The sequence below is a fragment of the Polycyclovorans algicola TG408 genome, from assembly GCF_000711245.1.
Lineage (GTDB): Bacteria > Pseudomonadota > Gammaproteobacteria > Nevskiales > Nevskiaceae > Polycyclovorans > Polycyclovorans algicola.
Map to the genome: position 1 here is coordinate 570,707 of NZ_JOMH01000001.1, position 12,353 is coordinate 583,059.

The 12,353-nt window shown below is 65.1% G+C and carries 11 protein-coding genes; 4 read left to right on the plus strand and 7 right to left on the minus strand.

The window, feature by feature from the left end:
- Nucleotides 1-426: 426 nt before the first annotated feature.
- The 5 genes from U741_RS0102765 to U741_RS0102785 form a co-directional block, all read right to left on the minus strand.
- The gene (locus U741_RS0102765; protein WP_084154622.1) at nt 427-1,662 is read right to left on the minus strand and encodes a restriction endonuclease subunit S; all 1,236 of its coding nucleotides are present in this window, start codon (nt 1,660-1,662) and stop codon (nt 427-429) included.
- Nucleotides 1,653-4,352 (minus strand): type I restriction-modification system subunit M, encoded by a 2,700-nt coding sequence (locus tag U741_RS19150; protein WP_029888968.1) that lies wholly within the window; start codon nt 4,350-4,352, stop codon nt 1,653-1,655. Before U741_RS19150 ends, U741_RS0102765 begins: the two co-directional genes overlap by 10 nt.
- Before the next feature lie 176 nt (nt 4,353-4,528).
- Nucleotides 4,529-4,795 (minus strand): DksA/TraR family C4-type zinc finger protein, encoded by a 267-nt coding sequence (locus tag U741_RS0102775; protein ID WP_029888969.1) that lies wholly within the window; start codon nt 4,793-4,795, stop codon nt 4,529-4,531.
- A gap of 29 nt (nt 4,796-4,824) precedes the next feature.
- A complete protein-coding gene (locus U741_RS0102780; protein ID WP_029888970.1) occupies nt 4,825-6,456 on the minus strand; it encodes a glutamate synthase-related protein in 1,632 nt (543 codons plus the stop codon).
- Nucleotides 6,457-6,531: 75 nt separating this feature from the next.
- Nucleotides 6,532-7,407, minus strand: a complete 876-nt coding sequence (locus U741_RS0102785) for a pirin family protein (RefSeq protein WP_029888971.1) — start codon at nt 7,405-7,407, stop codon at nt 6,532-6,534.
- A gap of 126 nt (nt 7,408-7,533) precedes the next feature.
- Here U741_RS0102785 and U741_RS0102790 point away from each other — a divergent pair, with 126 nt between their 5' ends.
- The gene (locus U741_RS0102790; RefSeq protein ID WP_029888972.1) at nt 7,534-8,439 is read left to right on the plus strand and encodes a LysR family transcriptional regulator; all 906 of its coding nucleotides are present in this window, start codon (nt 7,534-7,536) and stop codon (nt 8,437-8,439) included.
- Between the two features lie 9 nt (nt 8,440-8,448).
- Here the strand turns inward: U741_RS0102790 and U741_RS0102795 are convergent, their stop codons facing one another.
- Both U741_RS0102795 and U741_RS0102800 read right to left on the minus strand, forming a co-directional pair.
- Nucleotides 8,449-9,030, minus strand: coding sequence for a hypothetical protein (locus tag U741_RS0102795; protein WP_029888973.1), 582 nt, complete (start codon nt 9,028-9,030; stop codon nt 8,449-8,451).
- Nucleotides 9,027-9,809, minus strand: a complete 783-nt coding sequence (locus U741_RS0102800) for a dienelactone hydrolase family protein (RefSeq protein ID WP_029888974.1) — start codon at nt 9,807-9,809, stop codon at nt 9,027-9,029. Before U741_RS0102800 ends, U741_RS0102795 begins: the two co-directional genes overlap by 4 nt.
- A 66-nt stretch (nt 9,810-9,875) precedes the next feature.
- Here U741_RS0102800 and U741_RS0102805 point away from each other — a divergent pair, with 66 nt between their 5' ends.
- The 3 genes from U741_RS0102805 (at nt 9,876) to U741_RS0102815 (ending at nt 12,340) form a co-directional block, all read left to right on the plus strand.
- On the plus strand, nt 9,876-10,436 hold the full coding sequence (locus U741_RS0102805) for a DUF3228 family protein (RefSeq protein ID WP_029888975.1): 561 nt from the start codon (nt 9,876-9,878) through the stop codon (nt 10,434-10,436).
- Nucleotides 10,437-10,539: 103 nt separating this feature from the next.
- On the plus strand, nt 10,540-11,070 hold the full coding sequence (locus U741_RS0102810; RefSeq protein WP_029888976.1) for a hypothetical protein: 531 nt from the start codon (nt 10,540-10,542) through the stop codon (nt 11,068-11,070).
- Nucleotides 11,071-11,209: 139 nt separating this feature from the next.
- Nucleotides 11,210-12,340 (plus strand): CE1 family esterase, encoded by a 1,131-nt coding sequence (locus U741_RS0102815; RefSeq protein WP_029888977.1) that lies wholly within the window; start codon nt 11,210-11,212, stop codon nt 12,338-12,340.
- The last annotated feature ends 13 nt before the right edge of the window (nt 12,341-12,353 follow it).

Sequence of the window (12,353 nt, forward strand, 5' to 3'; positions counted from 1 at the left end):
GCGCACGCTGCCCTAGAGTGAAGGCCCCAGTTGCAGTGCGCTGCCGTGCGCCCCGCCCCATCAAACCTGTCAAGCCAAACACTGAACCCCTGAAGCGCCCCAGCCGGGCTGCGCGGGTGCAGACGGTGGCCAGCTCCACGGCCATCGAAACCGGCCAGCCTGTTGCCAAGCTGGAGCGCACGCTGCTGGACCAGACGAGCAAGCTTCGTCATCTCAAATTGGCCGACTGAATCTGCCCGGTGTTGTTTCACGGCGCCCCCCGTGGCCATGCATGTCTGGCGGCGACGCTGGCGGTGAGTGTCGGCAAGCACTTGCCACCGGCACCCAACATCGCCACTCTGCAAGCCGTGGGCGGGTCACTGCGTAGCGGGGGCCGGCCCCATTTTTTGGGCGACGCTCTCTGCGCGCGTGGTGACGTGCGCAGATTCATACCAAACGCGTCCGGCCGGTGAGCAGCTCCTGCATCATCCCCTGCTTGAGCTGACGGGTTTTCTCGCGGCGGGCTTCGAGTGCGGCGAGTTCGGCGTCCATGTCGCTGAGGACTTGGGCGATGGCGGCTTGTTCATCAACAGAGGGAGGAAGCATCACCGGAATCGCATCTGCAATGGCCTGATTGATGTTGGTTAGGGCTGATGCCTGTGCGTTGTCAATAACCCATCGACGCGATTTCTCGGCTCGAAGTCCGTAGAACAGGAATAAAGCGTCAGCGACTCGTGTTCGAGCTCGAGCACGATACGTAAAGCCGGAAAAGACTACAGGCTCAATGGCGCCAACGAATCGGCTTGGGTAGCCAATGCCTTCCCTTTTTACAGAGGATTTCCCGAAGACAATGTCCCCAACAGAGAGGCTTCTTCCTTCCATCTCGCTCGGCGAGACCCTGATACGACTTAATCTTTCTGTCCGAATAGATGTTCCGTCGTAAAGATCTTGGACCGTGACATACAGAGTTCCGCTGCCCATCTCTCCGAGGGGCTTGTTAATGCCCGCGCTGATTTCGGCAACCTGCTTGAGTCGCGTCTTTTCCCACTCCCCGTGGAAGCCAGGCAGGCGGGTTTGGCCGGTGAGGAGTTGCTGCATGGTGGCCTGTTTGAGGTCGCGCTTTTTGGCAACGAGTCGGTCCAGCCCGCTCAGCAGGGCATCCACATCACTCAGAGCTTCTGCGATGGCGCGTTGTTCCTGGAGCGGAGGGATTCCGAACTTGAGCTTCTGAAATGCTGCCTTTGAAACCATACTTGTTGCTGTTGTTCCCGCGCTTGCGACGAGGTAGTTTTTCGCGGCCTCGAACATGTAAAAAAGAAAGTCAACGTCATTTGACTCGTCCGGGATGACAGCATTGATCTGCTGATTAGAGGCGCCGAGAGTACGTAAAATTGCATTCTTACCAATGCTCGCAATGCAAGTAACTAAAACTGTGTTTGGAGGCAGCGCTCGGACCGCTCGCAGCCCGGCGTCAGAGATCATCCGCTCAGATTCGTAAAGATCGCGTCGACTCGCGATATCCGTTGGAGTGATCCAAGGATAGGCGCCATTCCAATATTCAGCTCTGCGAGTGCTCGGTGTCCCGCCGGTAACAACTGCTCCGAGTTCACGAACCTCCTTTCGGCTCCAATTATCGGGAATCACTCCTGCCTCAGTCTGCTTATATCCCGGCCTCACGCCCATGAAACCCCCATCCTCACTAGGTGCTGCTCCACCCGCGCCGACAGCACAGCCACCTCATCGGTGAGCTGGGGCAGCGGCGTGTCATATCGCTCCGCGAGCTCACGAATACGGCCAGTGAGGGTTTGCGAGACGCGGGCGAGTTCGCCCTGCACGTCGGCGGCAATGGTCGCCATCCATTTGTCGTCAATGACCAGGGCTTTGATCTCCGCCTCGCTGAGGTCTGGGTACTTAGCGTAGGCCAGCGCGTCCAGCTCGGCCTCAGCGGCTTTGAGGCGCTTCTTGTCGGCGCTGATCTGTTCGCTGAGCTTCAGCCATTGCTTGAGCACGGTGCGTTCGTCGGCGGCGTCGGCGTCTTGCCCGATTTCGCGAACGCGGTCTTTCACGCTGGCGGCATTGATGGTGTCGAAGCCGGTGAACACGGCGTCGTCGCCGCTGTGCTCTTCTTCCAGCTCGGTGAGGCTGGCGCTGGCCGCTTCCAGCTCAGTTTGCAGGGTGTCGATGGCGCTTTGCTGGTCTGCAAAATAGCGGGCGACGATGAGCGGCTTGGGGATGAGTTCGCAGACCCAGCCCTTGTCTTTGGTCTGGCCTTTCTTGTTGGTTTCGATGATGCGGGTGGGCGTGGCCACCCAGCCGTCGGCGGCGATGAGGTAGGCGTCGTCCTGCATGGTGTCGGCCCAGTAGTCCATCAGGTGCTGGTAGACGTCGTAGGGGTTGAGCAGGGGCGCGGCCTTGAAGGCGGCCAGCAGGCTTTCGGAGATGGTCTCGATCAGCGCCTTGGGCGGGCTGGCTGCATCAAAGGCCGCGAGCTGCTGCGTGGCCTGTTGGCGCCAGTCTTTGAAGATACGGGTGACGCTTTCGGTGAAGGCGGCGAACTCGGGGTGGTTGAGGATGGTGGTGCGGACGTCCGCCATGGGGGGTTGCAGGTAGACGTAGCCGGCCCGCTCGCCCAGCGCTGGGCCTGTGGGGCTGTAACCCGCGCTGGCTTCGGCGACCTGAAGGGCCTGTGGGTCGGCATTGATGCCGACATCGAGGTTGGCCTGTCGGGCTGAAGCCCGACCTACGAGATCGGGGGGTGTCTGTAGGTCGGCATTCATGCCGACGTTGAGGTTGGCTTGTCGGGCTGAAGCCCGACCTACGGGATCGGGGGGTGTCTGTAGGTCGGCATTCATGCCGACAGCGAGGTTGGGTTGTCGGACTGAAGTCCGACCTACGGAGGCGGGGTCGGCTGCGAACAGGACGCTGCGCAGTTGGGGCATGACCTGCCAGTAGTCGACCAGGGCATCGACATCACGTTCCGGGATGCCGCCGCGCAGGTGGGCGGTGAGGTCGTGCAGGTCTTCGGGGTCGCTGCTGTCGATGTAGCGCGGCAGGTTGAGGTTGTAGTCGTTCTTGGCATCGGCAATTTCTTCAAACGACACCATGCGGGCGTAGCGCGGCACGTCGGTCTGTTTGCGGAAGGCGTCGACGATGCGGTGAATGTCTTGCTCGCGAAGGCGGTTCTTGGGGCCATCCTTGGCGAAGCCCTTGCTGGCGTCGATCATGAACACGCCTTTGCGGCCCACCGCGTCGCGCTTGTCGATGAGCACGATGCAGGCGGGAATGCCGGTGCCGTAGAACAGGTTGGCGGGCAGGCCGATGATGGCCTTGAGATAACCCTTGCGGACCAGGGCGCGGCGAATCTGCGCCTCGGCGTTGCCGCGAAACAGCACGCCGTGCGGCAGGATGCACGCGCCGCTGCCGGTGCTTTTGAGCGAGCGGACGATGTGCAGCAGGTAGGCGTAGTCCCCCTGTTTGGCGGGCGGCACGCCAAAGGGCTTGAAGCGTTCGTAAGGGTCGTCCAGTGGGTCGCCCAGGCCATTGCCCCAGCGTTTGTCGCTGAACGGCGGGTTGGCCACCACGTAGTCGAAGGTCTTGAGCGTTGCGTTGCCGCCCGGGCCGTCCATGTACTTGGGGTCGGTGAGGGTGTTGCCCTGCATCACCAGCGCGGTGGGATAGCTGTGCAGGATCATGTTCATGCGCGCCAGCCCGGCGGTGGTGGCGTCTTTCTCTTGCCCGTAGAGCGTGACCTGCCCGTTGGCGGCGTCGGCCACCTTGAGCAACAGCGAGCCCGACCCGCAGGTTGGGTCATACACGGTGGTGGTGCTGGCGGTGGGGGTGCTGCCAATGCCGATGATCTGCGCCATTACCCGGCTGACCTCGGCCGGGGTGTAGAACTGGCCCTTGCTCTTGCCACTTTCGGTGGCGAACTGGCGCATCAGGTATTCGTAGGCGTCGCCCAGAATGTCGTCGCCGTCGGCGCGGTTGCTGGAGAAGTCCAGCGCCTTGTTCTCGAAAATGGCGATGAGGTTGGTGAGCCGTTCCACCATCTCCTTGCCGCTGCCGAGCATGTTGGCGTCGTTGAAGTCCGGCAGGTCGGACAGCCGGTTGGCGCCGGCCAGCGGGGCGATGATTTTCTTGTTGATCTGGTCGCCAATGTCGGGCTTGCCCTTGAGGGCGACCATGTCCTTGAAGCTGGCGCCTTCGGGCACGGTGATGGCGGCGAAGGGCTTGCCGGCGTACTTGTCGCTGACGTACTTGATGAACAGCAACACCAGCACGTAGTCCTTGTAGCGGCTGGCGTCCATGCCGCCGCGCAGCTCGTCACAGCTTGCCCAGAGGGAGGCGTACAGCTCGGATTTTTTCAGGGCCATCAGGTTTCTTTGATTTTGGAATGATGGCCAAGTGCACAGCGTCACTCGGCCAGCGGTGTCTACCGGAGGCCGATCTTACGGTGGTCGAGATTTCTGCCCAACCGACGCCCACCCCATGGCGATGCTGGCCCAGCCCCATCGCCACGACATTTAGGCGGTGGCCTGGTGGCCCCAAATCAACGCAACTGGCTGTCCTTGCTGCCGCGCCGGTTATGGCCGCCGCCCGGGGGGTTGCGGCGGTCTGCGACCTCCTGGCAGCTCACGCACAGCTGCACGCCGGGGATGGCGATGCGGCGTCGTTCAGGGATGGCGGCGTCGCATTCGGCGCAACGTTCGCGGCTGGCCTGTTGTCCCTGCCGGGCGCGCGCACGCGCCACCGCGTCGGCGACGGTCGCGTCGATCTGATCCTGTACCGCGCCATCTGGGGCCCAGCCTGTTGCCATGGAGGGTTCCGGCTCAATTTGAACGGAGCTTAGCGGGCCCCGTCGGGGGTGCCAACGCCGCCGAACGCAACGCCGCTCAGCGCGGCCATGTCGCGATGCCAGGTGGTCAGGTCATCACGATTGAACTGATTGACGTGCGAGTGTCCACAGGCGCGCGCCATCACCTTGATCAGGTCGGTGGCCGCACTCAGATAGCGGGCCAGCCGCTCGGCCGAGGCTTGCACCTGCAATCGCGCGCGCAGATGTTCCTGCTGCGTGGCAATGCCCACCGGGCAGTGGTTGGTGTGGCAGGCGCGCATGCCCAGGCAGCCGATCGCCTGCAGCGCAACGTTGGACACCGCAATGGCGTCGGCACCCAGCGCCAAGGCCTTGATGAAGTCGGCCGGGGTGCGCAGGCCGCCGGTGATGATCAGGGTCACGTCGCGCCGCTCGCAGCGGTCCAGATGGGCCCGGGCGCGCGCCAGCGCCGGAATGGTGGGCACCGAAATGTTGTCGCGAAACAGCAGAGGCGCGGCGCCGGTGCCGCCGCCGCGACCGTCGAGGATGACGTAGTCGGCCGTGGCCTCCAAGGCCGCGTCGATGTCCTTCTCGATGTGTTGCGCCGACAGCTTGAAGCCGATGGGAATGCCGCCGGTGGCCGCCCGTACCTCGCCCGCAAACGCGCGGTAGTCGGCGACGGTGGTCCAGTCCGGGAAGCGCGCCGGTGACACAGCCGATTCACCCGCCTTCAGGCCCCGCACGTCGGCGATGCGTTCGGTGACCTTGTGGCCCGGCAGGTGCCCGCCGGTGCCGGTCTTGGCCGCTTGCCCGCCCTTGAAGTGAAAGGCCTGGCAGCGCGCCACCTTGTCCATGGAATAGCCGAAGCGCGCCGAGGCCAGCTCGTAAAAATAGCGGCTGTTGGCCTGCTGCTCCTCATCGAGCATGCCGCCTTCACCCGAGCAAATGCCGGTGCCGGCCTGCTCGGCGCCCATGGCCAGCGCGCGTTTGGCTTCCTCCGAAAGCGCGCCAAAGCTCATGTCCGACACCAGCAGGGGAATCTCCAGCCGCAGCGGCCGGGCGGCGTTCGGCCCGATCACCACGTCGGTCCCCACCGCCGCATCGTCGAGCAGCGGCGGGCGGTGCAATTGGGCGGTGAGAATCTGCAGGTCGTCCCAGCGCGGCAATGTGTGGCCCGGCACGCCCATGGCGGCCATGGCGCCGTGATGCCCCACCTTGTCCAGCCCGTCACGGGCCAGCGCCTGAATGCCCTTCACGTGGGGCTCGTCGTCGCTGCCCTTCAGGTCGGCGTAGGCGCCCAGGTAGGTGTCGCGCTCGTACTTCTGCGGGTTGGCGCGCTCCCACTCGGCGATTTCGTCGGCGTCCACCCACACCGCGCCGTCTTCGATCCAGGCGTTGAAGCGCTTCAGGTCGGCGCCGGGATAGTGAATGTTCTTGCCGGTCGCCCAGCGGTAGGTGGAACCGTGCAGGTGGCAACTGAGTCGCTCACCGCTGACACCCCCATCGGCCATCAGCGCGCCGCGATGACGGCAGCGGCCGTAGAGCACCGACACCTGGTCCTCGTCCGGCCAGCGCAGCACCACCAGATCGACATTGGCGACGACCGCGTGAGCCGGCGTGCCGGGCTTGAGTTGCGGCCACAGGGCCACCTGGGTTCGGGTCATTGGTATGGGCTCCGATGGTGATGGTGAATCGAGTCTATCGCGCGTCAAAAAGGCCGCCCGAAAGCGGCCCAAGCGTTAAGCGACCTGGGGCACCATCCGCCCGAAACGGCCGCTGTTGAAATCGTCGATGGCCTCGGAGATTTCCAACTGCGTGTTCATCACGAACGGCCCATACCCGGCGATGGGTTCGTCCAGCGGCGCGCCGCTGAGCAGCAGCACCTTGGCATCGCCCTCGACCTCAAGGCGAACCTCGGTTCCCTTGCGGTCGAAGCTGATCCACTGCGCTTCGCGGGCGGCCTGGTCGCCGTTGATGCGCACCGTGCCGCGCAGCACCACCAAGCCGGTGGTGTGACCGTCCGGCACTTCGAGGGTGACGGGCTTGTTGGGCTTGAGGCCGATGTCCCAGACGTTGATCGGGCTGAAGGTGCGCGCAGGCCCGGCCGACTCGCCGAAGGCGCCTGCAATCACCCGCAGACTGCCGCCGTCGTCCGGCAGGTCGATCACCGGAATGTCGCGCTTGAGCAGGGTCTGGTAGCCCGGCGCCGCCATCTTGTCCTTGGCCGGCAGGTTGACCCAGAGCTGCACCATTTCCATGTTGCCGCCCTGCTTGGAGAACGCTTCGGAGTGGAACTCTTCATGCAAAATCCCGCCGCCTGCGGTCATCCACTGCACATCGCCGGGGCCGATGAGACCACCGCTGCCGGTGGAGTCGCGGTGTTCCAGTTCGCCCTGGTAAACGATGGTCACCGTCTCAAAGCCGCGATGCGGGTGCTCGCCGACGCCGCGCCGGCCGGTGGTCGGGTCAAAGGCCATCGGTGCGGCGTAGTCGAGCATGAGGAACGGGCTCAAAGCGGCCCCGCCGTTGTTGTACGAGAACAGCGTGCGGACCGGAAAGCCGTCGCCCACCCAGTGCCGGCCGGGCTGGCTGTCAATGCGAAGAACCTTTTTCATGTGCTTTCTCCTGAACAGGTCGGATAGGACCTGTGAACATGCTGGACACCATAGTGACGCAACGCTGGCGGCGGTAGTGGCCGCAATTCATACTCACTGTTCTGTCGGTGGAACAATGGTGTGGCCATGCAAGACCTCAACGATCTTTACTATTTTGCCGAGGTGGTCGACCACGGCGGCTTTGCCCCGGCGGGCCGGGCGCTGGGCGTGCCCAAATCCAAGCTCAGCCGCCGGGTCGCCGCGCTGGAGGCCCGGCTCGGTGCGCGCCTGATTCAACGCTCGACCCGGCGATTCTCGGTGACCGACATTGGCCAGACGTATCACGCCCATTGCAAGGCCATGCTCACCGAAGCCGAGGCTGCGCAGGAGGTCATTGACCTGTCCCGCGCCGAGCCGCGCGGCGTGGTGCGCGTGAGTTGTCCGGTGGGGTTGCTGCAGACCACCGTGGCCGCGATGGTCGCCGAGTTCATGGCGGACTGCCCGGCAGTGAGCGTGCAGCTTGAGGCCTTGAATCGGCCCGTCGACCCCATCGCCGAGGGCATGGACCTGGCCATTCGCGTGCGCCGCCCACCGCTGCAGGACAGTGACCTGGTGCTTCGCGTCTTGTCGCATCGCGCGCAATGCCTGGTCGCCAGCCCGGCGCTGGTGGCGCGCCTGGGTCGGCCGAGTGCGCCGTCGGCGCTGGCCGGCTTTCCCAGCCTGGATCGCGGTCCGGCGCGTTACGACCACGCCTGGCAACTGCTGGGCCCGCACGGCGTCAACACCACCGTTCGTCACCAGCCGCGTCTGGTCACCGACGACATGGTGGCCTTGCAGATTGCCGCGCGGGCAGGCGTGGGCGTGGTGCATCTGCCGCTGATGATGGTGGAAGACGACCTGCGAAAAGGCACGCTGATGCGCCTGCTGGCCGATTGGCAACCACCGCCCGAGGTGGTGCACGCGGTGCTGCCGTCAAAGCGCTGCCTGTTGCCGGCAGTCAGGGCGCTGATTGACCATCTGGCGCTGCGTTTCAGCGAACTCGATACCGCTTGACCGCGCGCGCTACCGCGCGATGCAGGTCGCCCCGGCCCACAAATGCGTGACCGGCGCGTCGCTGGCGTCGGACGCCAGCAAGCCGGCCACACCGCCGGCGGTGAATTCAACGCCGAGCGACGACGGCGCAATCTCGACCACCGTGCCGCCGTCTTCAAGCTGGGCGCGGGTTGTGCCCACCCTCAGCCCATCGACGGTGGAGAGCGCAGCGTCGGTGCCGCGCACCGCCCAGCCGACGAACGTGCCGCGCGCAAACCAGACCTGAAAGCCATCAGCCCAGGTGGCGAACTCGGCGCCGCAGTCCGCGCTTTCGCCCTGCTCGTCCGGCGGCGCACCGCGCACCGCTTCAAGCCTGCGCAGCGCCGCATCCCGTTCGGTGCCGAAGGGCAGCGGCCGGGCAGCGCCCGATGACTTGATGAAGGCCCGCAAACCTTCGCCCTCAAGCGCCAGCACCGTCGCCGATTCCGGCTCGGCCGGCGGGGTCGCCGCCGGAACCGCTTCATCGGCAGGCGGCTGACAGCCCACCGCCGCCAGCGCCAACAGGACAGCGCCCACCACGCCCAGCCGTCGGAACAGCAGCGCGGCCTTCATGGCTTGAGTTGCTCGGCAAAGAATTGCAGCGTCCGGTCCAGCGCCTGCCGGGTGGGCTGGCCCTCGGCATCAATCAGGTGGGTGGTCAGCACGCTGTGGGCGGGCTTCATTTCGTTGGGATTGGCGTGCTTGGGGTCGATCTCGATGCTTTCGAAGGCATCGCCAAACTCATCGCGCAGCCGCTGAAAGCGGGCGGGCGGACACCAGGGGTCGCGATGAAAGCGCAGCCCCAGAATGCGCGCACCCTGGTGGTCGATCTTGTCGTGCGCGGCGGCGATCTCGGCCGGGGAGGCATGCACTGCACTGGCCTTGTTGCGGGTGATCCGCAGCGGTAGCGACGGCTGGCACAACACCGGTGCGAGCACCGGGGCATCGAGCATCATGGCGAGTGCGAAGTTGCCGGTCAGGCACATGCCGATGGCGCCCACGCCCGGCCCGCCGCAGGCTTGGTGCGCATGGCGTGCCAACGCCCGCAGCCAGTCGACGATGGGGCTGGACTGGTGCGCCGCCAGCACGCGGAACTCGCGGTTGATGCAGATGCGCGCCATGCTGCCCAGCACCGCGCCCGGCGTGAGCGGCCGCATCGGCGTGCCGATGAGCTGCGGCATGAACACGGTGAACTGGGCATCGACCACCCACTGCGCGAACCGCGCCACCTGCGGAGTGATCCCGGGCACTTCGGTCATGACGATGACGGCGGGGCCACTGCCGGCGCGAAACACGTCGCGGCGCACGCCCTCGTGTTCGAAGGCGGTGGTTTCAAAACCGGGCACCGGCATGGGTCACTCCAGAGAGGTCAGTGGAATGACGATATCGTGCCCGCTCACCCGCCACCACTGTTCCGCATGTCGATTGCCCTCACCGCGTTTGCCCGCGCCCGTCTGTTCCCAGATGACGGCCGGGCCAACGGCCTGCGAGGCGTCACGCCCGACGCCTTTGTCCGTCACCTCAACACTGAGGCGCCGCTCAAGGTGCTCGACGGCTACGCGCCGTTCTGCAAGTTGCACGTGCACCGCAACTGGACCGCCACCCGCTGCCTGACCGTGCCGGTCACCGACGACAACCGGCACCTGCTGCGCTCGGCCTACGAGGCCCGCACCGACGGCGAGCTGCCGGTCTTGGTGCGCTGGTTCGAGGGCGTGACCGCGCCGGTCGCCGACTACCTGCTGGTGATCGTTTACGCGCGCGATCAACTACTCAAGGAGGGGGACGCCATCGACGCCGACTGGGGCATCGTCGGCTGTCTGGCCACCGCCACGCCCGAGGAGATTCCGATGGCGCCCATCACCATGATGCGCAACGCGCTGGGCGTGGAAGAGGGCGGCTCAGGCGTCGCGCTGGATGCCGACGCTTACCGGCGCAGCGTCGCGTTCTGGGCGTATAACGCCAACTGGCGCGGGGGGTAGGGCACCGCCTCACCCGGGCAATGAGACGCACCTGACAATTAATTTGCGCTCGGGTGGGTATGCTCCTGGATTGCCTCAGCCCTTATGCTCTTCAGGACGTCCCATGCGCCACTTCGCCACCCTCGCCTGTCTCGTTGCCCTCATCAGTGGCTGCACCGACACCGACCCCTCCGGGATCACGCAGACCAATATTCGGTCTTACTCGGTGACCGGCACAGACGGGGTGGTCAGCAGCCCGGGCCAGCAAACCACCCAGGCGCAGATCAACATGAACCAAGATGACGGTATTTTCTCGGTCGCATGGAATGCCGAATCGGTCACGACAACGACGCTGATCCGGCTGTTCATCACCCGCGACAATCTGCTGGACGAGGGCGATGCAGAGGTTCTCGAAGTGGCGTGCGGAGAAGGGAGCGCGCTGTGTCCGGGCGCCACGGCGAACGCGATCCAGTGCACGTTCGATACGGACGTGACCCTCACCTGCGGCAGCGGCGACGCGGCGCAGGCCACAGAGCTGTCGACTTACTTCGCCAGCGCATCGGGCCTGCCCGGCAACTATCTGCTGGCACTGCAGGCCTGCGACCAACTGGAACAGGATTGCCGCTTGGTGGGCACCAGCGTGCGGTTTCAGTAGGCTTTAGGCGCCCCGGAGAGCGTCGACGGCAAAACTTGGCGACGCACGGGGGGTCAAACGCACGGTTTGCCGGCCTCAACAGGCCGATGACATGATGCTCTGCGCCCAGCGGCAACCCCATTCAAGAGAACACGCTGTGATGACTGCAATTCAAAGGGCCTTCGTGGCCAGCGTGGTGCTGGGCTTGGCAGCCTGTGGGTCCAGCGATCCGCTGGGTGGGGCAGCCGGCGGGGTGCCGGGCGGTACCGCCTGCCAAAACGACTTCACGCCTGAGCGGGTTGCGGCCGGCGAGAACTGCGACCCCAACCTCAACCGCACCCTGTTCTGTCCGCTGGTGCCAGGCAGCGACTTCGTCCGCAGCCGCAGTGAAGTCATTCCCTGCGACGGGGTCGAGATCAGCACCCATCCGGCCGCCGGTGGCGGGCTTGAAAGTGACTACATCGCCATTCGACCCACTGCTGGGGGCGCCCCGTCAGCGGTCTATCTCAACCTGCACTACCTCGGTGGCAATGTGGCGTTCCACGGCAACCTGACGCGCATGACCGAGCTTGCCAAGGCGCGCAACGTGGTCGTGTTACTGCCCCAGGCGCCCGCCGGCGTCGGTCTGATCGACCCGCCGGGCGACACCCTGCCACCAGTGGGCGGCAGCAGCCTGTCGCGTTGGCCGACGCAACAGTCTCAGCCCGTCGAGGAATTTCTGCAGTTTCTGGACGGCGTCGTCGAAGACGGCCGCAACCGCTTTTCGGCACGCGGTGCGCCGCTGTACGTCGCCGGCCTGTCGAACGGCGTGCCCATGGTTTATTTCTATGCGTGTGGGCGTGCCGACCAAGTCGATGCCTTCATGGCAGTTGCCGGAACCCAGAACAACGAGAGTGCGGCGATATGCCAACCCAATCGACCCATCGGCGCGGTGCTGATTCACGGCACCTTGGACCCGATCGTGCCGTATGACGGCATCGGCGGTTTGTTGCGCACCATTCCGCAGAACTACGCCGACTTCAAGATGCACAACCAGTGCAGCGGTGAAGACCGAACCGCGTTGTTCAATGGCGCCGGCGGCGATGTGCAATTCGACTGGGCGCCCAACTGCGCCGAGGGTCGCCAGGTCGTGTTTGCAAGCTTGTTGGGCAACGGCCACAACTGGCCCGGCGATGATGCCGGTGCACTGCAGGAGATGGGCGTCCCGGTCGGCCTGTTCGGCGCCGGTCGAAACGACATCGATGCCACCATTCAAGGGTTCGACCTGATGCGCTACGCCGCAGGTCGATAACGCGGGGACTCTT